This is a genomic window from Actinoplanes sp. NPDC048967 (genome assembly GCF_040649415.1).
GTDB lineage: Bacteria > Actinomycetota > Actinomycetes > Mycobacteriales > Micromonosporaceae > Actinoplanes.
Genome location: NZ_JBEZFL010000014.1, coordinates 126814 through 150174, shown reverse-complemented (window position 1 = coordinate 150174; position 23361 = coordinate 126814). Strand labels below are relative to the sequence as shown.

General features: G+C 73.1%; 25 protein-coding genes. 20 read left to right on the top strand and 5 right to left on the bottom strand.

Going from position 1 to position 23361, the window contains the following annotated elements; genetic code table 11:
• Nucleotides 1–30: 30 nt before the first annotated feature.
• A complete protein-coding gene (locus AB0C12_RS41025; protein WP_360556280.1) occupies nt 31–735 on the bottom strand; it encodes a GAP family protein in 705 nt (234 codons plus the stop codon).
• Nucleotides 736–842: 107 nt separating this feature from the next.
• Between AB0C12_RS41025 and AB0C12_RS41020 the strand changes: the two genes are divergently transcribed.
• From AB0C12_RS41020 to AB0C12_RS40995, 6 genes are all read left to right on the top strand, one after another.
• On the top strand, nt 843–1313 hold the full coding sequence (locus AB0C12_RS41020; RefSeq protein WP_360556279.1) for a hypothetical protein: 471 nt from the start codon (nt 843–845) through the stop codon (nt 1311–1313).
• Between the two features lie 44 nt (nt 1314–1357).
• On the top strand, nt 1358–1591 hold the full coding sequence (locus AB0C12_RS41015; RefSeq protein ID WP_360556278.1) for a hypothetical protein: 234 nt from the start codon (nt 1358–1360) through the stop codon (nt 1589–1591).
• A 122-nt stretch (nt 1592–1713) separates the two neighbouring features.
• The gene (locus AB0C12_RS41010; RefSeq protein WP_360556276.1) at nt 1714–3996 is read left to right on the top strand and encodes a glycoside hydrolase family 3 N-terminal domain-containing protein; all 2283 of its coding nucleotides are present in this window, start codon (nt 1714–1716) and stop codon (nt 3994–3996) included.
• Between the two features lie 270 nt (nt 3997–4266).
• Nucleotides 4267–5484 (top strand): reverse transcriptase family protein, encoded by a 1218-nt coding sequence (locus AB0C12_RS41005; RefSeq protein ID WP_360556359.1) that lies wholly within the window; start codon nt 4267–4269, stop codon nt 5482–5484.
• Nucleotides 5485–5504: 20 nt separating this feature from the next.
• Nucleotides 5505–6518, top strand: a complete 1014-nt coding sequence (locus AB0C12_RS41000) for a LacI family DNA-binding transcriptional regulator (RefSeq protein WP_360556274.1) — start codon at nt 5505–5507, stop codon at nt 6516–6518.
• 67 nt (nt 6519–6585) lie between these two features.
• A complete protein-coding gene (locus tag AB0C12_RS40995; RefSeq protein ID WP_360556273.1) occupies nt 6586–7431 on the top strand; it encodes an NAD(P)-dependent oxidoreductase in 846 nt (281 codons plus the stop codon).
• A gap of 10 nt (nt 7432–7441) precedes the next feature.
• Here the strand turns inward: AB0C12_RS40995 and AB0C12_RS40990 are convergent, their stop codons facing one another.
• Nucleotides 7442–8167: a GNAT family N-acetyltransferase gene (locus AB0C12_RS40990; RefSeq protein WP_360556271.1), complete on the bottom strand. Its 726-nt coding sequence runs from the start codon at nt 8165–8167 to the stop codon at nt 7442–7444.
• A 56-nt stretch (nt 8168–8223) separates the two neighbouring features.
• Between AB0C12_RS40990 and AB0C12_RS40985 the strand changes: the two genes are divergently transcribed.
• From AB0C12_RS40985 to AB0C12_RS40955, 7 genes are all read left to right on the top strand, one after another.
• The gene (locus AB0C12_RS40985) at nt 8224–8892 is read left to right on the top strand and encodes an ElyC/SanA/YdcF family protein (RefSeq protein WP_360556270.1); all 669 of its coding nucleotides are present in this window, start codon (nt 8224–8226) and stop codon (nt 8890–8892) included.
• A gap of 27 nt (nt 8893–8919) precedes the next feature.
• Nucleotides 8920–9501, top strand: a complete 582-nt coding sequence (locus AB0C12_RS40980) for a hypothetical protein (RefSeq protein WP_360556269.1) — start codon at nt 8920–8922, stop codon at nt 9499–9501.
• Nucleotides 9502–9587: 86 nt separating this feature from the next.
• On the top strand, nt 9588–10310 hold the full coding sequence (locus AB0C12_RS40975; RefSeq protein WP_360556268.1) for an ABC transporter ATP-binding protein: 723 nt from the start codon (nt 9588–9590) through the stop codon (nt 10308–10310).
• Nucleotides 10307–11626, top strand: a complete 1320-nt coding sequence (locus AB0C12_RS40970; RefSeq protein WP_360556267.1) for an ABC transporter permease — start codon at nt 10307–10309, stop codon at nt 11624–11626. The genes AB0C12_RS40975 and AB0C12_RS40970 overlap by 4 nt, the downstream gene beginning before the upstream one ends.
• 43 nt (nt 11627–11669) lie before the next feature.
• Nucleotides 11670–12902, top strand: a complete 1233-nt coding sequence (locus AB0C12_RS40965; protein WP_360556265.1) for a sensor domain-containing protein — start codon at nt 11670–11672, stop codon at nt 12900–12902.
• A 4-nt stretch (nt 12903–12906) separates the two neighbouring features.
• On the top strand, nt 12907–13551 hold the full coding sequence (locus AB0C12_RS40960; RefSeq protein WP_360556263.1) for a response regulator transcription factor: 645 nt from the start codon (nt 12907–12909) through the stop codon (nt 13549–13551).
• A 55-nt stretch (nt 13552–13606) separates the two neighbouring features.
• On the top strand, nt 13607–14611 hold the full coding sequence (locus tag AB0C12_RS40955; protein WP_360556261.1) for a serine hydrolase: 1005 nt from the start codon (nt 13607–13609) through the stop codon (nt 14609–14611).
• A 62-nt stretch (nt 14612–14673) separates the two neighbouring features.
• Here AB0C12_RS40955 and AB0C12_RS40950 read toward each other — a convergent pair whose 3' ends face one another.
• Nucleotides 14674–15132 carry a MarR family transcriptional regulator gene (locus AB0C12_RS40950; RefSeq protein ID WP_360556259.1) on the bottom strand — a complete coding sequence of 153 codons (459 nt, stop codon included), beginning with the start codon at nt 15130–15132 and terminating at the stop codon, nt 14674–14676.
• 100 nt (nt 15133–15232) lie between these two features.
• Here AB0C12_RS40950 and AB0C12_RS40945 point away from each other — a divergent pair, with 100 nt between their 5' ends.
• The 7 genes from AB0C12_RS40945 to AB0C12_RS40915 all read left to right on the top strand — a co-directional run bounded on the left by AB0C12_RS40945 (nt 15233) and on the right by AB0C12_RS40915 (nt 20308).
• Entirely contained in the window at nt 15233–16639 is a 1407-nt protein-coding gene (locus tag AB0C12_RS40945; protein ID WP_360556257.1) for a M28 family metallopeptidase, read from the top strand.
• 68 nt (nt 16640–16707) lie between these two features.
• The gene (locus AB0C12_RS40940) at nt 16708–17004 is read left to right on the top strand and encodes a putative quinol monooxygenase (RefSeq protein WP_360556256.1); all 297 of its coding nucleotides are present in this window, start codon (nt 16708–16710) and stop codon (nt 17002–17004) included.
• Nucleotides 17001–17468, top strand: coding sequence for a DUF664 domain-containing protein (locus AB0C12_RS40935; protein WP_360556255.1), 468 nt, complete (start codon nt 17001–17003; stop codon nt 17466–17468). Before AB0C12_RS40940 ends, AB0C12_RS40935 begins: the two co-directional genes overlap by 4 nt.
• 1 nt (nt 17469) lies before the next feature.
• Nucleotides 17470–18216, top strand: a complete 747-nt coding sequence (locus AB0C12_RS40930; protein ID WP_360556254.1) for an SDR family oxidoreductase — start codon at nt 17470–17472, stop codon at nt 18214–18216.
• A 38-nt stretch (nt 18217–18254) separates the two neighbouring features.
• Nucleotides 18255–18989 (top strand): dienelactone hydrolase family protein, encoded by a 735-nt coding sequence (locus AB0C12_RS40925; RefSeq protein ID WP_360556253.1) that lies wholly within the window; start codon nt 18255–18257, stop codon nt 18987–18989.
• A 47-nt stretch (nt 18990–19036) separates the two neighbouring features.
• The gene (locus tag AB0C12_RS40920; protein WP_360556252.1) at nt 19037–19813 is read left to right on the top strand and encodes an SAM-dependent chlorinase/fluorinase; all 777 of its coding nucleotides are present in this window, start codon (nt 19037–19039) and stop codon (nt 19811–19813) included.
• 132 nt (nt 19814–19945) lie between these two features.
• Nucleotides 19946–20308, top strand: a complete 363-nt coding sequence (locus tag AB0C12_RS40915) for a hypothetical protein (RefSeq protein ID WP_360556251.1) — start codon at nt 19946–19948, stop codon at nt 20306–20308.
• Nucleotides 20309–20321: 13 nt separating this feature from the next.
• Here AB0C12_RS40915 and AB0C12_RS40910 read toward each other — a convergent pair whose 3' ends face one another.
• Nucleotides 20322–20540, bottom strand: coding sequence for a nuclear transport factor 2 family protein (locus AB0C12_RS40910; protein ID WP_360556250.1), 219 nt, complete (start codon nt 20538–20540; stop codon nt 20322–20324).
• A 342-nt stretch (nt 20541–20882) separates the two neighbouring features.
• On the bottom strand, nt 20883–23360 hold the full coding sequence (gene pheT, locus AB0C12_RS40905; RefSeq protein WP_360556248.1) for a phenylalanine--tRNA ligase subunit beta: 2478 nt from the start codon (nt 23358–23360) through the stop codon (nt 20883–20885).
• Nucleotide 23361: the final 1 nt, after the last annotated feature.

Sequence of the window (23361 nt, the reverse complement as noted above, 5' to 3'; positions counted from 1 at the left end):
GCCAGGAAGCAACCTCGAAAGGTGGCGCCCTCACCCGATCAGGTGCAGCCGGAAGGCGGCGTCGCGGACGAGCAGCACGCCGATGATGGCCAGGATCCAGCCCAGCGCCCCGTCCAGGTGCCGGGACATCCAGGCACTGACCAGCTGCAACGGCGTCTCGGTCCGACTGCCCAGCGTCTTGCGCACCCCGAGCAGCAGCAGCGCGGGCAGCACCATCACGACGACGTACCCGGTGAGCAGCGCCACTCGCCCGGGCGGGCCCACGTCCGCCGCCGTCAGCAGGCCGATGGCCGCGAGGTACGGCACCATCGACAGCACCTCGATGCCCGCGGCGGCGACGCCCAGCCCGGCCATCGCCCGCGAAGAGGCCCCGGCGGTCGACAGCCGGGTCCGCCAGCGCGTCGCCGGGTCCGTCCCACCCCGGCGGGCCCGACGCCGGCGCACCCGCTTGGGCTCGAAGAAGAAGCTGAGCAGGAAGAGGGCGACGCCCACGACGAGCTGGACCCGGCCGACGACATCGTGGCCGTCGAGCAGGCCACGCAGCGAGCCCGCGCCGATGATCAGGATCAGCCCGACGACGAGGTAGAAGCCCGCGACGGTGGCGAGATAGACGAAGAACTGCGGCACCCGCAGCTTCGGCTCGAGCAGCATCCACAGGGGAATGAGCAGCGTCCCGATGCTCGTGCTGTCGACCAGGGCCAGCCCCGCCAGGGCGGCGACAAGAGTCCACTCCACCGCGAGGACTCTAGGTGCCGCCCACGACGTTCCGCTGCCCTGGCGGGGCCTCCGGGACCGGACGGACGGTCCGGCGGGCGGGCCGGGCCGGCCGCTATCGTGCCCCGGTGAGGTCCACTGTGCGGATACGTCATGTCCTGGCCGTCGGTGCGGTCCTGGCCGCGCTCGCCGGCTGCGGCTCCGCCCAACCTGCCGGTTCGCCGGGAGGTCCGCCACCCGGCGGCTCGCCACCGCCCGGTGGCCCGCCGCCCGGTGGCCCGCCGCCCGGTGGCCCGCCGCCCGGTGGCCCGCCGCCGCCGGGGATGCTGCCGCCGCCGGACCGGGCGACCGCCGAGGCCTACGTCGCCGACCTGCGGCGGATCGACCCGGCCATCGTCGGGGACGGCGACCTCCGCCGGCTCGTCGACCGGGGCCTGAACCAGTGCGCCGGCGTCAAGCAGTGGCCGGACGACCAGGCCAAGCTGGTGGCGCTGACCAACCAGCGCTTCACCGCGCCGGACCATCCCGACGGCTTCGGCGAGGCCACCGCCGCCCGGATCCTCGAGGTCGTGCGCAAGCGGATCTGCCCCTCCTACTGAGCGGCGGTGGACGGGTGGCGACCGGGGCGGGTATGACTTCAGCCATGGCTGACAAGGATCTGCTCCGCATCCGGGAGACCGCCCTGGCGTACGCCGAGGCGGTCCGCACCACCCAGCGTTTCTTCGACCGCGTCGAGGACCTCGACGACCCTTCCGTGCAGGCCGAGTACGCGAACCTGGCCCAGCGCGAGAAGGAGGCCGCCGAAGCCCGCCTGGACGCCATCGACGCCGTGGGGATCGAAGTGCCGAGCGTGGACAGCAGCGACGACGACGCCTGACCGTACGCCCGGTTCCGGTACAAATTGACCGAAGATACGACCCCTGGGGTCGCCGGTACCGGTTCCGGGCTGTGCGACACTTCCGGACGCTTACCGATGTGTTGCGTTTCGGAGGAAACCTCGTGGCCGCTGCGGACCCGTACCGTGATCCCTCGCTGCCCGTCGAGCAGCGGGTCGAGGATCTGCTCGGCCGGATGACTCTGGCCGAGAAGGTCGGCCAGATGTTGCAGCTCGACGCGCGCGGCGACCTGAAGGACGCGGTCAGCACCCGGCTCGCCGGCTCGATCCTGCACGCCTCCCCGCAGCGCATGCTGGAGGCGATCGACCTGGCCGCCGGCACCCGGCTCGGCATCCCGCTGATCACCGCCGAGGACTGCATCCACGGCCATGGCTTCTGGCCCGGCGCGACGGTCTTCCCGACCCAGCTCGCCATGGCCGCCAGCTGGGACGCGGACCTGGTCGAGCGGGTGGCCCGGACCACCGCGATCGAGGTCTCGGCGACCGGCATCCACTGGACCTTCTCCCCCGTGCTGTGCATCACCCGGGACCTGCGCTGGGGCCGGGTGGACGAGACCTTCGGCGAGGACCCGTTCCTGATCGGTGAGCTCGGCGCCGCGATGGTCCGCGGCTACCAGGGCGACGGCCTGACCGACCCGACCGCCGTGCTGGCCTCGGCCAAGCACTTCGCCGGCTACTCCGAGACCCAGGGCGGGCGCGACGCCAGTGAGGCCGACCTGAGCCCGCGCAAGCTGCGTTCGTGGTTCCTGCCGCCGTTCGAGCGGGTCGCCCGCGAGGGCTGCGCCACCTTCATGCTCGGCTACCAGTCGATGGACGGCGTACCCATCACGCTCAACCGGTGGCTGCTCAACGACGTGCTCAAGCAGGAGTGGGGCTTCACCGGCACGCTGGTCACCGACTGGGACAACGTCGGCCGGATGGTCTGGGAGCAGAAGGTCTGCGCCGACCTGGTCGACGCCGCCGCGCAGGCCGTCCGGGCGGGCAACGACCTGGTGATGACCACCCCGGGCTTCTTCGAGGGCGCGCAGTCCGCGGTCGAGCAGGGCCGGATCAGCGAGGACGAGATCGACGCGGCGGTCCGGCGGATCCTGCGGCTCAAGTTCGCGTTCGGCCTCTTCGAGAACCCGCGGGCCCCGGACGCCGTACGGCAGGCAGCCGTGATCGGGCACCGCGACCACGCCGCGCTCAACCTCGAGATCGCCCGCCGCTCGCTGGTGCTGCTGCGCAACGACGGCACCCTGCCGCTGGCCGGTGGCCTGGTCGCCGACGCGGACGGGCGCGCCTCGGGGGCCACCGGCACGCGGACCGTCGCGGTCATCGGCCCCAACGCGGACGCCCCGCAGTCGCAACTGGGTGACTGGGCCGGCGCCTCCGGGCAGGTCGACTGGATGCCCGACGGCCAGCCCCGCGAGCTGATCGAGACCGTGCTCGACGGCTTCCGCCGGGTCGCCCCGGCCGGCTGGACGATCAGCACCGCGCTCGGCGCCGAGATCGAGCGGCTGGTGCCGGACCCGGCCGGTGCGACGTACCCGGACGGGCAGCCGCGACCGCCGATCTCCGAGGCCGCCACCGCCGACCCCGCGCTCATCGCCGAGGCGGTGGCCGCCGCGCGCGCCGCCGACTACGCGGTCGTCGTGGTGGGCGACACCGTCGCACTGACCGGCGAGAGCAAGTCCACCGCGACGCTGGAGCTGCAGGGCGGCCAGATCGCGCTGCTGGACGCGCTCGCCGAGCTCGACACCCCGGTGGTGCTGGTGCTGCTGAACTCCAAGCCGGCCGCGCTGCCGCCGTCCGCGCTGGCCTCGGCCGCGATCGTGCAGGCGTTCAACCCGGGCATGCGCGGCGGCCGGGCGCTGGCCGAGCTGCTGTTCGGGCTGATCGAGCCGACCGGGCGGATGCCGCTGTCGGCCGCCCGGCACGTGGGCCAGCAGCCGGTCTACTACAACCAGATCCGCGGGCAGCACGGCACCCGCTACGCGGACCTGACCCAGGACCCGCTGTTCGCCTTCGGCGAGGGCCTGAGCTACACCACCGTCGAGTACGCCGACCTGACCATCGCCCAGCCGCAGGTGAGCGTCGACGGCACGGTCCGGGCGAGTGTCCGGCTGACCAACACGGGCACCCGGCCGGCGCTGGAGACCGTGCAGGCCTACATCAGCGACCTCGTCACCAGCGTCACCTGGGCGGCGCGGGAGCTGAAGGCGTACCGGCAGGTGCTGGTGCCCGCGGGCGAGAGCGTCACGGTCGGCATCGAGCTCGCCGCGGCCGACTGCTCGCTGGTCACCGCGGACGCCCGGCGGGTCGTCGAGCCCGGCGACTTCGACCTGCTGGTGGGGCCCAGCTCGCGCCCGGAGAGCCTGCTCAGCGCCCGCTTCACCATCGGCTGAGGCCCTGGCGGCGGCGTTCTATGCTGCCGTGATGGCAGCGTGTCCCGAGCTGACCGTCGCGCGCCGCCCGCGGCGCGTCGAGGGTTTCTTCGGGGTAACCCCGAGGGCGCGGGATTGACCACCGCAGCGCATCGCCGGCGCGCCACTGCGCTTCGCGCAGCCAGGCGCAGGCACGACCGGGCATCGTCGGGGCACGCTGCCACCACGATCGGGCGGGACGCGACGGCGCTGGCCGATGCCCTGCTGACCACGTCGTGGCGACGGGTGGCGATGCTCAGGGCGGCCTGGGTGGTCTTCGGGCGGCGGGCGCGCTGGGTGCGTCCGGCGGTGGACGCGGTGCTCCGGGCGTACCGGGATGCACCGGCCGACCGGCCGCGTGAGCTGGCCGATTTCCTCGCCGCGAGCGGACGTCTGGGCGGGCACCGCACGGTCGTGCGGCACCGCCTGGTCGCGCCGGCCCGGGCCGTCCGGATGCGCTGGCCGACACCGCGGATCGACGACCTGGGCGCCCTGGCCGATTTCCTGTCGCTCGACGGCGACATGTTGGACTGGTTCGCCGACCGGCGGGAGATCAACCGGTACGCCGGCGACGAACGGCTGCGCCACTACCGCTACACCTGGCTGCCGCACCGGCTGATCGAGGCGCCCAAGCCGATGCTGCGCGACCTGCAACGACGGCTGCTCGCCGAGGTCCTCGCCGGGATACCGGTGCACGAGCGGGTCCACGGCTTCGTGCCCGGGCGCGGCGTGCACACCTTCGCGGCCTCGCACGCCGGACAGGAGGTGCTGGTCAGCCTGGATCTGCGGGCGTTCTTCTCCAGCATCACGGCCGCCCGGGTGTACGCGGTGTTCCGCCAGGCCGGCTATCCCGAGCCGGTGGCGCACACGCTGACCGCGCTGACCACCACCCGTACGCCGGCGCCCGTGCTGCGCGGCGCCCCGGACGCGACGCGGGCGGCGTTGCTGCGCCGGCCCCACCTGCCGCAGGGCGCGCCGACCTCCCCGGCGCTGGCCAACCTGTGCGCGTTCCGGCTGGACCGGCGGCTGACCGGCCTGGCCGACCGGTTCGGCGTGCACTACTCCCGCTACGCGGACGACCTGGCCTTCTCCGGCACGCTGGGCGACCGCCGGGTCCGCGACCTGATCTCGTACGTGCGCACCGTCGTCGCCGAGGAGGGGTTCCGGACGCATCCGGACAAGACCCGGGTACGCCGTCAGGGCGACCGTCAGCTGCTCGCCGGCCTGGTGGTCAACGCGCGACCGGCCGTGGCCCGCGAGGACTACGACCGGCTGCGGGCGATACTGCACAACGCCGGCCGGCACGGGCTGGCCGCCGCCAACCGGGAGGGGCGTCCGGACTTCGCCGCCCACCTCGCCGGCCGTGTCGCCTGGATGGCCCACCGCCACCCCGCCCGGGCCGCGAAGCTGCACGACCTGCTCCGGGCGGCGGTGGCCGCTGCCGCGGCACCGTCCGCGCCGGTAAGCTGACGGCGACCCCGGGAGAGTGAGTGAAGCGGCCTACGATCGCCGATGTCGCGCGGCACGCCGGCGTCTCGAAAGGCGCGGTGTCGTACGCGCTCAACGGCCAGCCAGGAGTCTCGGACAGCACGCGCGAACGCATCCTCGCCGTCGCCCGGGACATCGGATTCAGCCCCAGCAACGCGGCCCGGGCGCTGTCCCGGGCGAGCGCGAACGCCGTCGGCCTGGCCCCGTGCCGGCCGGCCAAGATCCTCGGCGTCGAGCCCTGGTTCATGGGCCTGATCAGCGGCTTCGAGCAGGAGCTGGCGGCCCGCTCCTACGCGCTGACCCTGCAGGTGGTCTCCACCCCCGAGGAGGAGGTCGAGGTCTACCGGCGCTGGTGGGGTGAGCGGCGCATCGACGGCGTGATCCTCACCGACCTGCGCGAGGACGACATCCGCATCCCCGTCCTGCAGGAGCTCGAGCTGCCGGCGGTGATGCTGGGCGGCCCGGCCGACACCGGCACGATCCCGCAGCTGTGGTCCGACGACACCGGCTCGATGACCGAGGCCGTGCGCTACCTGGCCGCGCTGGGCCATCGCCGGATCGCCCGGGTGAGCGGGCTCACCAGCCTGCGGCACACCCACGAGCGGACCCGCGCGTTCGAGGAGGCGTGCGCGGCCCTGGGCCTGCACGACGCCGTCACCGCGCAGGCCGACTACACCGGCGAGGAGGGCGGCCGGGCCACCCGGCGCCTGCTGATCCGGGCCGACCGGCCCACCGCGATCATCTACGACAACGACGTGATGGCGGTGGCCGGCCTGGCCGCGGCCCAGGAGATGGGCCTGTCCGTGCCCGCCGACCTGTCCATCGTGGCCTGGGACGACTCGCTGCTGTGCAGCCTGGTGCACCCGGCGCTGACCACCCTGAGCCGGGACATCCCCGGGTACGGCGCCCAGGCGGCCCGGCAGCTGCTCAAGGTGATCGACGGCCAGCAGGTCGACAGCGCCGAGGGCAGCGCCGCCCACCTGACCACGCGCGGCAGCACGGCCCCGCCCCGCTGACCGCGCACCCGGTTGGTTCGCCGTCCTGGGGGCAAGATGATCGCGAACAGGCGGCGAGAGGAATGACATGACCCGGATCGCGGTGACCGGCGGAAGCGGCAAGCTGGGACGGGCGGTGCTGGCCGACCTGGCCGCGCACGGCAACGAGGTGGTCAACCTCGACGTCGCGGCCCCGCGCCCGGCCCTGAAGATCGACCTGACCGACTACGGGCAGACCGTCGAGGCGCTGACCGCCATCGACGACCGCTACGACAAGATCGACGCCGTGGTGCACCTGGCGGCGATCCCGGCGCCCGGCCTCATCCCGAACGCGGCGACGTTCCAGAACAACATCACGGCCACCTACAACGTCTTCTCGGCGGCCCGGCTGGCCGGGATCACCAACGTCGTATGGGCCTCCAGCGAGACCGTGCTCGGGCTGCCGTTCCGCACGCCGCCGCCCTACATCCCGGTCGACGAGGACTACCCGGCCCGCCCGGAGTCGACGTACTCGCTGGTCAAGCACCTCGAGGAGACGATGGCCGCGCAGTTCTGCCGGTGGGACCCCGACCTGAAGATGATCGGGCTGCGCTTCTCCAACGTGATGGACCCGGAGGACTACGCGGAGTTCCCGTCGTTCGACGCCGACCCGCGCGGCCGCAGCTGGAACCTGTGGGGCTACATCGACGCCCGCGACGGGGCGCAGGCGGTGCGCAAGGCGCTGGCGTACGGGACGCCCGGCGTCGAGGTCTTCGTCATCGCCAACGCCGACACCGTGATGAGCCGGTCGAGTGCTTCGCTGGCGGCGGAGGTCTTTCCCGGCGTACCGGTGAAGAAAGAGCTCGGGGAGCACGAGACGCTGCTCTCGATCGACAAGGCCCGCCGGGTCCTGGGCTACGAGCCCGAGCACAGCTGGCGCGACGAGGTGTCGTGAGGGCCGGGCCTCACGGCCCGGTGAGCCGGGCGGCCGCGATCGGCCGCATCCGGTAGCCGAGCTTCTCGTAGGTCCGGATCGCCGCGAAGTTGTCGCGGTCGACCAGCAGCGCCACCCGGCCGCGGCCCTTGATCAGCTCGTCGGTGACAAAGGCGCAGAGCGTCGTGCCCAAGCCCTGCCCGCGGGTCCCGGCCCGGGTCGCCACCCCGGCGACAAAACCGATCTCCGGTACGGACCAGGCGTCGGCCGCCACCGCCTGTAGTTGCCCGGTGGCGTCGCGCAGCCCGGCCCAGCGCCGTACCCCGGAGTCGCCGGGCTGGGCCCACGAACCGGGGTGCTCGGCCGCCAGCAGCGCCGTGACCTCGGGGATCTCGGCATCGGTGAGCCAGCGCGGCTCGCCGGCGACGCGGACCGGCGCGGGCGCCGGCGTGGTCGTGTCCATCCAGCCGAAGCGGGCCACCGGTTGCAGGCCGTCGACCCGTTCGGCGAGGGCGTCGATCAGCGCCGCGTCCGCGACCGGGTTGCAGCCGGTGACCTGCGGACGGATGCGCCGCACCAGCTCGGCGACGTCATCGGGGCTGCCGCGCAGCGCCAGCCGGTCGCGGCGGGAGACGTCCCGGCAGGCGACGGCGGCAGCGTCACCGAGAGCCCAGGCGCGGGCCCCGGTACGCATGTCCTGAGCCGTCCACAGCAGCAGCGGGTCGTCGTCGGCGGAGATACGGTCCAGAGCGATCATCACCGGCAATGATGCCCGGTCCGCCGCCCTTGACGCCTGCTGGCATCGTCACCGGCATGATCAGGGTCTGGTTCCGGCGCGGCGTCGTGGCGGGTGCGCTCAGCGTGGCGGCAGCGGTCCTCACCATGGCGGCCGGCGACCTCTGGGTACGCGCTGAGGCCCGCGGCCACGTCTACACCGTGGCAGCAGTCCCGGCGGCCCCGGTGGCACTGGTGCTCGGCGCCCAGGTGTATCCCGACGGCAACCCCTCGCCGTTCCTGGCCGCGCGGCTGGAGATCGCCCGGCAACTGCTCGCCGCCGGGAAGGTGCGCGCGATCCTGGTCTCCGGCGACCACATGGACTGGGGTTACAACGAACCCGGGGCGATGTTCCAGTGGCTGGTCGACCGGGGCGTGCCGAGCCAGCGGATCGTGCTGGACCACGCGGGCTTCGACACGTACGACTCGTGCGCCCGGGCCCGCGAGGTGTTCGGCGTCAGCCAGGCTGTCGTGGTGACCCAGAGCTACCACATCGACCGCGCGGTGGCCCTGTGCCGCCGGCTGGGCGTCGACGCGACCGGGGTGGGCGACGACACCGTGCGGATCTACCGGGAGCCGTGGCGCAACAGTGTGATCCGTGAGCGCGGTGCGGTGGTCAAGGCGCTCGCCGACGTGGTCTCCGGCCGTGATCCGGTCTTTCTCGGCCCGCGGGAACCGGGCGTCGAGGCGGCCCTGGCCAGCTACTGAGTGGCGCGGGTGTGGGATCTTCGGCTCATGCCGTCACGCCTGCCCGGACTGCTCGCCGCCACCGGCCTCGCCGTCTGCACGCTCGCCCTCGCCACCGCCTGCTCCGGGCAGCCGGCCGGGGACAAGTCAGCCGCCCCGCCGGCCGCCGTACCCGGATCCACCGCGAAGTTCGGTGACGGCCCGGCGCCGGACGCGGCCGTCACCCCCGTCGCGACGGCGACCTCGACGAAGCCGGCGGTCCTGCTGGCCGACGGCCGCTGGCCCGGCTTCATCGCCAAGGTGGCCGGCGAGACCGTGTCCATGGACCTCGTGGAGTTCCTGACCGGGGACGCCGCCGCGGCGGCGTGGCGGAAGAAGTACCCCGACTCCGAGCAGGACTCGCCGGACAACGACTACTTCATCATCAACGACAACAAGAAACTCCGGGCGCTCCCGCTGTCCCGGACCATCAAGGTCGAGGTCGTCGGGGCTACCGGCCCGGGGACCGAGGAGACCATCGCCGTGTCGGAGGTGGAGCAGCACTTCGGCAACCTGCTCAAGGGCACCCTGTTCTGGTTCACGGTCAAGCAGGGCGAGGTGACGAAGATCGAGCAGCAGTTCCTGCCCTGACCGCGCGCCGGGGGTGCGGTTATCCGCACCCCCGGACGGGAGCCAGCCCCGATGTCCGGCGCGCTCCCGGCGGCCAGGCTGGACGCATGGAATCGGTCCTGGAACTGAGAGACGTCGCCCGTGCCTTCCCGCGCGGCATCGTGGCCCTGCGGCAGGTGAGCCTGTCTGTCGGCGCCGGCGAGTTCGTCGCCGTCATGGGCGCGACCGGGTCGGGAAAAAGCACGCTGCTGCACTGCGCCGCCGGGCTCGACCGGCCCACCGCGGGCTCGGTCCGGCTGGCCGGCCGCGAGATCAGCCGGCTGCGGGAGCGGCCCCTCACCCGCTGGCGGCGCGACCGGGTCGGTTTCGTCTTCCAGTCCTACAACCTGCTGTCGGAGCTCACCGTCCGGCAGAATCTGGCCTTGCCCGGCCGGCTCGGCGGTCCGCGCCGCCGCGGCATCGACGAGGTGCTGGCGGCGGTGGGGCTGGCCGGCACCGGCTCCCGCCCGGTGGGCCAGCTCTCCGGCGGCCAGCGCCAGCGCGTGGCGATCGCCCGGGCCCTGGTCACCGGCCCGTCGGTCATCTTCGCGGACGAGCCCACGGGGGCGCTCGACCCGACGACCGGCGGCCAGATCCTCGGCCTGCTGCGCCGCGCGGTCGACGAGCAGGGTGTGACCGTGCTGATGGTCACCCACGACCCGGTCGCGGCGGCCTGGAGCGACCGGCTGGTGCTGCTGCGCGCGGGCACCGTGGCCACGGACGCGGCCACCCCGGACGCCCCGGCGATCGCCGACCGGCTCCGCGCGGTCTCCACGGCGGTGGCGGCATGATCCGGCAGGCGTTGCGCAGCAACCCGTGGTCGTTCCTCGGACCGTTCTCCACCCAGCTGCTGGCCGCGGCCCTGGTCGCGGCCGGGCTGGGCATCACCACGTCGTTCGACCGGGCCCCGCTGAACCCCGCCGCCCGGCAGGCGCTGACCGACAGCGGCCTCGCCGACATCGCGATCATCTTCGTGATGATCGCGATCTACCTGTCGATCATCATCGTCGGCGTGACGATGGCGGCGACGATCGCCCAGCAGGCCCGCGACATCGCCCTGGTCCGCGCGATCGGCGCCACCCCCGGGCGGGTCCGCCGCTCGGTGGCGGCCCAGGCGGCGATCGTCGCCGTGCCGGCCACCCTGCTCGGGGTGCCCGTGGGCAGCCTGGGCGGCCGAGAATGGATCAGCGGCGTCGTCACCCACGACCTGGCCCCGGCCGCGGTGACCTTCCACCCGCACCCGGCGGCCCTGCCGATCGCCCTGGCCGTCACGGTGGGCACCTCCCTGGCCGGCGCCCTGATCGCCGCGATCCGCCCGTCCCGGAAGCGCCCCGCCGCGGCCCTGGCCGAAACAGCGGCCCCCCACCGGCGCCTCGGCCGCGTACGCACGACGGCCGGGCTGATCCTGATGCTCGGCGGCACCACGCTGTCGATCACGATCGCCGACCTGGACGCGGAGACCACCGACGCCCTGGGCCTGCTGGTGATGCTGGCCCTCTGCGTCGGCGCAGGCCTGCTGGGCCCGGCCTTGCTCCGGGTCGCGGCAGTCGCCGGAAGGCTGTTCGGCGACACCGGCCGGCTGGCCGGCGACGCCATCGCCGTCCGAGCGAAGGCCCTGTCCAGCGCCCTGGTGCCGCTCACCCTGGCGATCGCCTTCACCGCCGTCAAAGTCATCATCCTGAAAACCACGGAACACAAGACAGGAACGGCACCGGCGGCCGCGGACCGCTGGCTGGAGTATTCCGGCACCTCGGTCTACGTCGCCTTCGCCGCGGTGGCAGCGGTCAACACCCTGGTCACGGTGATCCTGTCCCGCCGCCGCGACCTGGCGGTGACCCAACTCGCCGGAGCAACCCGCAGGCGCGCCCTGACGGTCGTGGTCTGCGAGGCTCTGCTGGTGACCGCAACAGCACTGGTGGTGGGCGCGGCGGTGGCCGCGATCACGACGCTGCCGCTGCTGCACACGGCCCTGGGCACCTGGGTGCCGTGGATGCCGGTCGGCTGGCTGGTCACCGGGGTGCTGGCCACGGCCACTCTGGTCCTGGCGGGGACCGCGCTGCCCGCGGCCCTGGCGATGCGCCGGCCCCCGATCGAGGTGGTCTCATGACCGGGCGGCCGGGCGGCCAGCGGGCGGCGATCGAGGTGGTCGGGTGATCGTGGTGCGGGCCTGGCTGACCGCACGCACCTGGCGGGAGCTGGCCTACCTGGTCTCCGGGGTGTTCCTCGGACTGCCGACCTTCGTGCTCGCGGTGGTCGGTGCGGTGACCACAGTGGCGTCGGCGCTGACCGTCGGCCTGCCGCTGCTGGTCGGTGTGCTCGCCCTCGCCCGCCGCACCCCCCGCTACTTCCGCGGCCCGGCCCGGAAACTGCTCGGCTGGGACTGGGCCGACCCACCGCCACTGCCCGCCGGCACGTGGTGGGGACGGGTCCGGGCGTTGCCCAGCGACCCGACCGCGTGGCGGGCGCTGACCTATTGCCTGGCCCGGTGGCCGCTGGCGGTCGTCGGGGCGTACCCGGGTCTGTTCGCCGTGGTGGCCGCACCGGTCGGCATCACGTATCCGCTGTGGTGGTTCCTGGTCCCCGCGGACGACACCGACACGTGGTCGCACACCTGGATCATCGCGCTGCAGGGCCTCGCGGTCCTGCTGGCGACGCCCTGGTGGCTGCGGCTGATCGTGCTGCTCGACCGGTTCCTGGTGCGGGCCCTGCTGCACCCGAGCGAGGCCCAGCGCCGCATCGCGGAGCTCGAGGCCGGCCGCGCGGCCCTGCAATCGGATGCGGCGGCACTCCTGCGCCGCGTCGAGCGCGACCTGCACGACGGCACGCAGGCCCGCCTCGTCGCCCTGGGCCTGACTCTGTCCCGGATCGAGCACCGCAGCACCGACGAGCCGGTCCGCACGCTGGCGGCGGACGCCCGCGGCACGGTCACGGAAGCGCTGGCGGAGCTCCGCGACATCGTCCGCGGCATGCATCCCCCGGCGCTGGACGACGGCCTCGACGTGGCCCTGACAACCCTGGCGGCCCGCAGCGCGGTGCCGGCGGAAGTCGCCGTGTCACTGGTCGCCCGCCCACCGGACGCGACGGCATCGGCCCTGTACTTCGCGGTGGCCGAACTGCTCACCAACGTCGCCCGCCACGCGAACGCGACCCGGGTCCGCATCGACCTCCGCACGGAGAACCGCCGCCTACGCCTGACGGTGACCGACGACGGCCACGGCGGCGCGGCGGTCATCGACTCCGGCCAGGCCCGGCCCGCTGCTTCCGGGACAGGATTGGCCGGGCTGGGCCGGCGAGCCGCCGCACTCGACGGCTCGCTGACCGTGGACTCACCCCCGGGCGGCCCCACCACCGTGACGATGATTCTTCCCGAGATCGGAGGCTGACAGAGTGCGCGTGGTCATCGCCGAGGACAATCCGCTGCTGCGGGACGGGATCGCCCTGCTGCTCGGCGAGCATGACGTCGAGGTGGTCGCCGCCGTTCCCGACGCCGGCGCGCTGCTTGCTGCCGTGGCCGCCGATCCGCCCGATGCCGCCGTTGTCGATGTGCGGATGCCGCCCACGTACACCGATGAGGGTCTGCGGGCCGCGTTGACGATCCGGTCCGCGTACCCCGGGGTCGGGGTCCTGGTCTTCTCGCAGTGGGTCGAGACCAGTTACGCGCGGCAGTTGCTCTCCGAGAACGCCGGGCGGGTCGGGTATCTGCTCAAGGACCGGATCGTCAGCACCGACGAGTTCGTCGGGGCATTGCGGCGGGTGGCGGACGGCGGCACCGCCCTGGACCCCGAGGTCGTCCGGCAGCTGCTGGCCGCGCCGGCCGTCGACGCCGGTCTGGCCCGGCTCAGTGACCGGGAGCGGGAGATTCTCGGGCTGCTCGCCGAGGGGCGCTCCAACGTGGCCATCGCGGAGGCCCTGCACCTGGTCGAACGCAGCGTCGAGAAGCACGTCACCGCCATCTTCACCAAGCTCGACCTGCCCCAGGCGCGCACCGATCACCGGCGGGTGCTGGCCGTGCTGCGGTATCTCCGGGCATGAGCGGGCGTGGTGTACGTTGCCGCGTGGTCCACCGTCCGTCCATTGAGGGAGAACGATGTCAACCAGCATGTCCCGCCGTTCGGCACTCGGTCTCGGCGCCGCGGCAGCAGTCGCGGGTGTCGGCGTGAGCACCCCCGCCCAGGCCGCGGCGGCCGGCCCGGCGAGCATCAAGAAGGTGTACGCGAAGGAGAAGGCCAAGGTCGGCGGCCTCTGGCACACCCACATCGCGGCCGTGGACAGCACCGGCGCGATCAAGGGAATCGTCGAGGACGACGCCGACCACGTCACGTACGGCTACAGCGTGCAGAAGCTCGCCGTGGCCACCGCCGTCATGGACAAGATCGACCGTGGTCAGCTGACCCTCGGCACCAAGCTGGACCTGCCGGCCGACATCATCCTCGGCGGCTCCGGCATCTACCACCTGCACCGGGTCTGGGGCGACGAGATCACGGTGGCGAACTTCCTGACCGCGATGCTGCTCGTCTCGGACAACACGGCGGTCCGCATGTGCGGCCGGGTGGTGCCGGCGCTGGAGATCAACGAGATCCTCGCGGCCAAGGGCTTCGTGCACACCCGGGTCGAGCCGGTGGCCAACCCGAACCGCTTCTTCCTGGGCACGACCACGCCGCGGGAGATGCACGACCTGCTGTGGCGCCTGGCGACCAAGACGCTGCTGAAGCCGGAATCGTGCGACTTCCTGCTGAGCATCACCCGCTGGCTCAACGGCTACCACGACGGCGTCCGCCGGGTGATGTCCTCCAAGGAGCGCGAGCGGGTCGCGACGAAGTACGGCGCCGACTTCAACGACCTGGGCGAGTCCCGGCACGAGGCCGGCATCATGTTCAGCCCGGACGGGGTGCCGCTGCTGACGTACGCGATGTTCGCCGAAGGCCTGGGCGACCCGGAGAACTACGGCGCGACCCACCCGGCGGTGCAGGCCCACGCCAAGATCGGCCGGACCATGCTGGACAACCTGCCGGCCGTGCCGACGTCGGCCTCCGCGCGGTCGGCGGTGCCGCGCTCGCTGCCGAAGCCGTTCCACCCGGTCAACGGCGGCTGATCTACGCCGGACGTGGCCACGGCACGCCGGGTGCATGCCGTGGCCGCGGCCGACTTCCACACCTAAGGCAGGTCGCTGTCCCCGCCCAGGTTGTCGATCACCCGGCGCAGGACCGTCAGCGTGGCCGCGTACTCCTGCGGGGTTATGCCCTGGTGCATCTCCTCATGGGCCCGCATGTTGCGCTCCCGGGCCCGCAGGCGGCCCTGCTCCCCCGCCTCGCTCAGCGTCAGCGACCCGTCCGCAGCCCGCAGCACCCACCCGCGCCCCTCCAGGTCGTCGAAGACGGCCGCGAAATTCGTCTCCTGGTCGTCGAAGCGTTGCAGCCGCCCCGTCAGACCGTTGCGCTCCCACGTGCCCGGCGCGCCCGCCACATGGTTCAAGATCCACCAGTGCGGCTGGGTGAGCTGCTCCACCGTCAGCTCCGCGCGGATCCGCCCGACGACCGCCCGGTACGCCGCGCCGGTCCAGTAGCCGATCGGCTGCGCCGCGAGTTCCGTCTCCGCATACGTTTTCATCACCACGTCGTGACGCTAGAACCTCAAGCCGACTGAAGGTCAAGAGTCGACATCTGACATCGATGAGCATGGACATCTGCTCCGGGGTGGACGACGATGCTGGGGTATGACGGATCACCGCGAAAAGCCCATCTCGTCGCGGCGCGCGTTCCTGACGGCCTCCGCGGCCGTCGCGGCGACGCCGGTCCTCGGCGCCCGGGCCGCCCATGCCGGTGGGCGGGGCGCGCACGGGCAGTCACCGGACAGACAGCTGCGGGCGCTGCTGCGGGAGATCGACCCGAACAGGATCGGCGCCATCGTCACCCGGCTCGCCGCGTTCGGCACCCGGCACACGCTGTCCGCGCAGGACGACCCGGCGCGCGGCATCGGCGCGGCCCGGGACTGGATCTTCGAGCAGCTCACCACCTACGCCGCCGCTTCCGGCGGCCGGATGACCGTCGAGCTGCAGTCGTTCATCCAGCCGGTCTCCCCGCGCGTCCCGGTGCCGACCCGGATCACCAACGTCGTCGCCACGCTGCGCGGCGACACCGATCCCGACCGGGTGTACGTCGTGACCGGCCACTACGACTCCCGGGCCACCGACGTGCTGGACGCCACCAGCGACGCCCCGGGCGCCGACGACGACGCGTCCGGCGTGGCGGCGATCATGGAGCTGGCCCGGGTGATGGCGACCCGGCACACCGAGGCCACCGTCGTCTTCGCCGCCGTCGCGGCCGAGGAGCAGGGCCTGTACGGCTCCGACTACCTGGCTCAGCAGTTCAAGAACGCCGGGACCGACGTGCAGGCCATGTTCAGCAACGACATCGTCGGCACCGGCGACGCGCACGACGGCTCGTCGCCGGATCCGCGCACGGTCCGGCTGTTCGTCGAGGGCGTGCCCACCGCCGAGACGGCCGCCGAGGCCACCGTCCGCAAGTCGGTCGGCGGCGAGAACGACGGACCGTCGCGCCAGCTGGGCCGCTTCGTCCGGGACGTGGCGGAGAATCCGCAGACCGGCATGAAGGTCCGCGTCATCTGGCGCCGCGACCGCTACCTGCGCGGCAGCGACCACATCTCGTTCCTGCTGCGCGGCTATCCGGCGGCCCGCCTCACCGAGCCGCGGGAGAACTTCGCGCACGAGCACCAGGACGTCCGCGTCGAGAACGGGATCCAGTACGGCGACCTGGTCGAGTTCTGCGATTTCAAGTACATCGCGCGGGTGGCCCGGGTGAACGCGGCCGCCCTGTGGTCGCTCGCCCAGGCCCCGGGCACGCCGAAGGGCGTGGTGATCGACACCACCCAGCTGACCAACGAGACGACGCTGCGCTGGCAGCGCGGCACGAGCCCCGATCTGACCGGCTACGAGGTGGTCTGGCGCGAGACCACCGCCCCGGACTGGACGAATGTGCTGGCGGTGGGCGACGTGACCACGGTGACGATCGACCTGTCCAAGGACAACGTCTTCTTCGGCGTGCGCGCCGTGGACCGCGACGGTCACCGCAGCCCGGTGGCGGCCCCGCTGCCGGCCGGCTGAGCCCCGCAACCCCGGCGGCGTAATGTCGCCCGCGGGCACCTCCGTGCCCCGGGACCGGGAGGAACAGCGTGTCGTACGGCTATCTCGCGACCATGCGCACAACGGCGGGCCACCGCGACGACGTGGTGCAGATCCTGCTCAGCGGCGTGGACGGGCTGCGTGAGGTGGGCTGCCGGCTCTACGTGGTGGGCGTGTCCGAGACCGACCCGGACCTGATCTGGGTCAACGAGGTCTGGGCGAGCAAGGACCACCACGCGGCCTCGCTGCAGCTGCCCGAGACCCGCGCCGCGATCGCCCGGGCGATGCCGATGCTGACCGGCGAGTTCACCGGCCAGGAGCTGACGGTCGCCGGCGGGCTCATGTGAGCGGCTTCCCCACCGGCACACCCGACGAGCCGGAGCTCTTTCTGCGCTGGCTGGCGTGCCTGCGCGGGGCGGTGCTGCGCAAGGCCGGCGGCATCACCGACGAGCAGGCCCGGTGGCGGCCGGACGGCCGGCTGCTGCCGCTGCTCGGCCTGGTCAACCATCTCACCCACGTCGAGTGGCGCTGGATCGACGGCGAGATGCTCGGCCGGCCGACCGGCAAGAGCGCCGACGAATACTTCCCCGGCCCGGAACTGACGATCGAGGCCGCGATCCGGGCGTACCGCGAGCGCGCCGCGGCGACGGACGCCGCGGTCCGGGAGCTGGGAGACCTGGGTACGCCGTCACGGGCCGGCGACGGCACGGATCTACGCTTCGTCCTCATCCACTTGATCAACGAGACGGCCCGGCACGCGGGTCACGCCGACGCGGTGCGCGAACTGCTCGACGGTACGACGGGAGAATGAGTTGACGATCTCGGGCAGCGCCCTGGTCACCGGCGCCTCACGAGGTCTGGGCGCCCAGATCGCCCGGCGCCTCGCCGCCGACGGCTGGCCCGTCGCCGTGAACTACCGCTCCGACCGGGCGGGCGCGGAGAAGGTGGTCGCCGACATCGTCGCCGCCGGGGGCCGGGCCGCCGCGTTCGGCGCGGATGTCACGGACGAGGCCGAGGTCGCCGCGCTGGCCACCGCGATCACCACCGAGCTCGGCGCCGTACAGGTGGTGGTGGCCAACGCGACCGGCCCGCAGCCGCTCGCCCCGGCCGCCGAGGTCTCCTGGCAGGCCCACCTGGATCAGCTGGTCTTCTTCGTCAAGAGCCCGACCCTGCTGCTCCAGGCCACCCTGCCCGGCATGCGTGAGCTGGGTTCGGGCCGCTTCATCCACATCGGCTCCGACTCGTTCGAGCGAGCCCTGCCGGGCGCTTCCGCGTACAACGCGGCGAAGGGCGCTCAGATCGGCCTGGCCCGGACGTGGGCGCGCGAGCTGGGCCCGTACGGCGTCACGGTGAACGTGGTGGCGCCGGGCTGGATCCCGGTCGAGCGCCACGGCGTGGTGACGGCCGAGGACAGCGCCGGTTACGTCCGGGACGTGCCGCTGGGCCGGCTGGGCAAGCCGGAGGACATCGCCGACGTGGTGGCCTTCGTGGCGAGCGACGCCGCCCGCTTCATGACCGGGGAACGTCTGACGGTCAACGGCGGCCACACCATCGACTGACGCGGCCCGGCGGTCGGGTGCCAGTAGGGTCATTCGGCATGAAGCTGCATGAGGACGAGGTACGGGTAGCGGCGTCCGGCTACGAGATCCGCTCGGTGCTCATCACTCCGGTGGGCGACGGCCCGTGGCCGGGCGTGCTGCTCCACACCGACATCTTCCAGTTGACCGAGTCGACGCTGCGCACCGCCCGGCGCCTGGCCTCGGCCGGCTTTGTCGTCTGCGTACCGGAGATCTACCCCCGCGGCGAGCTGGCCGGCGTGGTCCTGGAGTTCGACGACGCGGGCAAGCAGGCCGGCCTGGCCGGGGCGGCCGCGACCACCACCGGCCAGTTCGACGAGGACCGGATCGCCGTGCTCGACTTCCTGGAACAGCGCACCGACGTCACGACGCTGTTCGCGACCGGCTTCTGCATCGGCGGTCACCTCGCGTTCCGCGCCGCCTTCGACCCGCGGGTGGCCGCCACCGTGTGCTTCTACCCGACCGGCCTGCACAACGGCGCGCTGGGCGCCGACGCCGACGCGGGATCCCTCGCCCGCGCCGCCGACATCCAGGGCCGGCTGATGATCGTCTTCGGCTCCCAGGACCCGCACGTACCCGCCGGCGCCCGGGCCGAGATCCTGTCCGCCCTGTACGCGGCCGGCCAGGACGACCTCGAACTGCACATCTACCAGGGCGGCGAACACGCGTTCATGCGCGACGTCGGCGCCCGGCACGACCCGGTCCTGACCGACCTGGCCCTGACCGAGGCGGTCTCGTTCCTCACCGGCCGATGACACCCCGATCCGCGGCGGATCCGGCCGGTTGTCCTTAGGCTCAGGGCATGCTCATCACCGTGGTGGCCGACTACGGCACCGGGGACCTGGCGTTCGCCGAGGTCCGTCAGACGTTCGCGGAGCTGCTGCCCGAGGCTCGGGTGGAAGCCCTGTCGGTGCCGCCGTTCGACACGGTCGGTGCCGGCTTCTGCGTGGCCCAGCTGGCCTTCGGGTCCGGGCCCGCCGACCGGGTGATCTACGCCAACGTGGCACCCCGCCAGGACGAGGAGCAGCCACGCGAGGACAACGCCGGGGAACGACTGGTCGCCGCGCGGCTGCCGTCCGGCGTGCTGGTCGTCGGCGTGGACTCCGGGGCCAGCCTGTCGTTCCTCGCCGACGAAGGCGTGCCGCTGCACGCGGTCAAGGTCGCCGACGCGGGCTCGCAGTTCCGCTCCCGAGACGTGTTCCCGGCAGCGGTGGCGGGCCTGGTCCGCGGCGACGACGACCTGCTCGGCGACGTGGTCCCGATCGGCCCGGCGCCACGGCGCACAGTCGTCTACACCGACGGCTACGGCAACCTGAAGACCAGCTGGTTCGAGGCGCCGGCCGAAACGGGCACGACCGTCCGGGTACGCATCGGCGATGCGGAGGCCGAGGCCGTGGTCAGCGACGGCGTGTTCGCCGTACCGGCCGGGCAGGTGTCGTTCGCGCCGGGCAGTTCCGGCTGGCCGAGCGGCACCGGCGGGGACATGAGGATGTGCTACGAGCTGCTGGCCCGCGGCGGGAACGCGGCCCAGCTCTTCGGTCATCCGCCGGCCGGCACCCCGGTCGAGATCGTCGGATGACACGCCACGCGTTCACCCACGACGCTGTGCCGCCACCCGCCGGCACCCCGACCGAGATCATCCGATGACACGCCACGCGTTCACCCACGACACCGCGCCGCCACCCGCCGGCACCCCGACCGAGATCATCCGATGACACGGCGCGCGTTCGCCCATGACGCCGTGCTGATGATGGGCCCGGAGGCCGACCTGCGGGCACCGGGCGGCGCGGTCACGACGGCCCTGTGCGGTCACTGGGAGCATGAACCACCCTGCCCGGTGGCCGCGCACCACACCGCCGCCGTGCGCGTCGACGGCGAGGTCCGGGTCCACGTCCTGTTCGCGACGGAGCCGGACCGCGAGCAGCAGGTCCGCGGCCTGATCGACGCGGCACTGGCCGCGGGAGCCTTCGCCGGCCCGGACGGTACGGCGTCCTTCTGGTCCCTGACGTCCTCCGCCCGGGGCGAGGTCGCCCCGGAGGAGACCGCGCACGCCGCCCGCCTCACCGAGCAGTGACCGCGGTGACGGATCAGCCGCCGTTCCAGCGGTAGATCTGCCCGTCCCGCAGCTCGTAAGACGCCGGCGGGACGGGTGCCGGTGAGGCGGCCAGCCGGGCGAGCACCTTGACCCGGCCCCGGATCGAGATCCGCGGCTCATTCCAGTGCAGGTACGGGTGCAACAGCGCCTTCAACGCCACCTGGTCGTGGCGTTCGACGGCCGACAGCACCTCACGAACGATCCGGTCCACCACCCCATCCTGGACCGGCTTCGCGTTTGCCCGCGACCCGGTGGTCGGGGACGGCCGCACGGCGCCTGGTGAACGGGAACATGCCGCGTCGCTGAGTGCGTCGGCGATCCCGGCCCGGCGGTCCCGACCCGGCCATCCGGCGATCCCGGCCCGGCGGTTCCAGCTCGGCGGCGCCGGCAACCCCGGCCCGGCCATCCCGGCCCGGCGGTGCCGGCGGTCCCGACCATCCCGGCTCAGGATCCCGGCGGTCCCGGCCCGGCGGGATCCCGGCGATCCTGGCGGCGCTCGCCGGGCTCGGCGGCCGGGACGTCCCGCAGGAGATCCCGGCCGTCATCAGCTCGATCAGGCGCCGCGGAGCACAGCTCCCACCCGCGACGACGCCAGTGCCACGGCCGCGTCCCGGGCCGCCACGGCCTCCTCGACGGTCAGCGTCCGGTCCGGCGCGCGGAACGTCAGGTTGTACGCCAGGCTCTTCAGCCCCGCGCCGAGCTGCTCCGAGGCGTACACGTCGAAGAGCCGCACCGACTCCAGCAGCGGGCCCGCTCCCTCGGTCAGCGCCGCCTCGACCTCGGCCGCCGGGACCGCCTGGTCCACCACCAGCGCCACGTCGATCAGCGCCGGCGGGAACGTGGAGATCCGCTGGGCCTCGATCACCGGCGCCGCCGGGATCGCGTCCAGGTCCAGCTCCATCGCGCAGGTGCGCTTCGGCAGCTCCAGGGCCGAGATCACGCCCGGGTGCAGCTCGCCCGCGTACCCGATGACCGTGCCGTCGACCGCGATCGCCGCGCACCGGCCCGGGTGCCACGGGGCGTACTCGGCTGCCCGTACCGTGATCCGGTCCGGGGTCATGCCCGCCGCCGACAGCGCGATGCGCGCCGCCTCGATCGCGTCCGACCAGGTCGCGGGCCGGCCCGCGCCCCACCAGCCGGCCGGTGCCGCCTCCCCGGTCAGCACCGCGGCGAGGTGCCACGGCTGCTCGGGGACGATGGCGTTGGCCGCATCCCAGTCCTCGTCGGACGGGCCGTGGTCCACCCCGAGCACCGGCGGCGCGACGGCCGTCAGGTGCGGCAGGAAGACCGTACCGGTCTCGTAGAGCGCCAGGTCGCGCTCGCCGCGGCCGAGATTGCGCTTGAGCGTGCCGAGCAGCGGAGCCAGCAGCGAGGTGCGCAGCAGCGGCTCCTGCTCGGACATCGGATTGGTGAGCCGCACCGCGCTGCGGCGCGGGTCGTCCGCGGCCAGGCCGAACGCGTCCGCCGCGCCGGGCGCCACGAACGGGTACGACAGCACCTCGACGTAGCCGTTCTCGGCCATCGCCCGCCCGACCGTGCGCCGGCGCAGTTGGCCGGGGGTGAGCCGGCCGCCGCCGCGAACCGGCGGCAGGATGCTCGGGATGGCGTCGTAGCCGCCGAGCCGGGCCACCTCCTCGACCAGGTCGATCGGGGCCACCAGGTCGGGCCGCCAGGACGGCGGGGTGACCTCGAGGGGCTCGACCCCGCGGACGGTGCAGCCGACCTGGCCGAGCAGCGTGGTGATCTGCTCGGTGTCGTAGGCCAGGCCGATCCGCCGGGTCGGGAGGCTCGTGTCGAGCAGCACCGGGGCCGGCGGGACGACGTGGTCGAGGTCCAGCACCCGCTCGTCCACGGTGCCGCCCGCGTGCTCGGTGAGCAGGGCGACCGCCCGGTCCAGAGCGACCAGCGGCAGTTGCGGGTCGACGCCCCGCTCCCAGCGCTTCGCCGCCTCGCTGAACAGCTTGTGCCGGCGGGCCGTGCGGCCCACCATCACCGGGTCCCAGTGCGCGGCCTCCAGGAGGACGTCGACCGTGTCGGGCTGCACCTCGCTGGTCTCGCCGCCCATGACCGCGGCCAGCGAGATCGGCCCGGAGTCGTCGCAGATGACCATGTCCTCGGCGTCGAGCACCCGCGCGACACCGTCCAGAGTGGTCAGCTTCTCCCCCGGGTGGGCCCGGCGCACGACCAGGCCACCGCGCAGCAGGTTCAGGTCGAACACGTGCATCGGCTGGCCCAGCTCGAGCATCAGGTAGTTGGTGATGTCGACGGCGAGCGAGATCGTCCGCACCCCGGCGGTGATCAGCCGGCGCTGCATCCACGCCGGCGACGGCGCGGACGGGTCGATGCCCCGGACCACCCGCGCGGCGAAACGGTCGCAGCCGACCGTGTCGTCGATCCGGATCGGGTACGGCGCCTCGGCGGTCGCACCGGAGGCCGGCACGGCAGCGGGGTCGGTGTACGCCGAGGCGTACGCGTACGACAGCTCGCGGGCCACGCCCCGGATGCTCATCTCGTACCCGCGGTCCGGGGTGATCTCCACGTCGATGATGACGTCGTCGAGCCCGACGATCGGCCGCGCGTCCACGCCCGGCACGGCGGAGTTCGCGGGCAGCACGATGATGCCCGAGTGGTCACCGCTGAGCCCGAGCTCGGCCGCGGAACAGATCATGCCGTTGGAGTTGCGCCCGTACGTCTTCCGCGCACCGATCTTGAAACCGCCGGGCAGCTCACCACCGGGCAGGATGACCACGACCAGGTCGCCTGCCTCGAAGTTGCGGGCACCGCAGACGATCTCCTGCGGCTCGGGGTTACCGACGTCGACGCGGGTGAAGCGGATCGGCTTCTTGAAACCGGTCAGCTCCTCGATCTCGAGCACCCGGCCGACGACAAGGTCGCCCTTGACGGTGGCAGCCTGGTCGACGATGGACTCCACCTCGATGCCGAGGCCGACCAGCTTGCGTTCCAGCTCGTCGGCGGACAGCACCGCCGGCAGCTGCACGTACTCGCGCAGCCAGGACAGAGACAGCTTCATG